This window comes from Pantoea sp. SIMBA_079, from assembly GCF_046940275.1.
In the GTDB taxonomy this organism is placed as follows: domain Bacteria; phylum Pseudomonadota; class Gammaproteobacteria; order Enterobacterales; family Enterobacteriaceae; genus Pantoea; species Pantoea borealis.
Genome location: NZ_JAWRYR010000574.1, coordinates 1 through 256, shown reverse-complemented (window position 1 = coordinate 256; position 256 = coordinate 1). Strand labels below are relative to the sequence as shown.

Sequence of the window (256 nt, the reverse complement as noted above, 5' to 3'; positions counted from 1 at the left end):
ACAGCAAGATGATGCCGTTTTCTCCGAGTTCCAGTCCTCTGCCTCGGAACAAGACCTGGATGACGCTCAAGTGGAATTGGATCATTGGGCGGTGTTCGGCTCTTTTGAGCAGAACCGCCTCGTAAGCGTCGCGAGTATGTACCCTTGGGAGGACGACTTGCAAATTGCGGATCTCGGCGTACTGACTCTAGCGCCTTTTAGAGGAAAAGGTCACACCCGCAAAGTGGTGCGCTCTATTTGCAAATATGCCTATAGT

Annotated in this window: 1 pseudogene; it reads left to right on the top strand. The window is 52.0% G+C overall.

Going from position 1 to position 256, the window contains the following annotated elements:
* Positions 1 to 256: pseudogene (locus SB719_RS21250) on the top strand (GNAT family N-acetyltransferase); the annotation flags it as partial.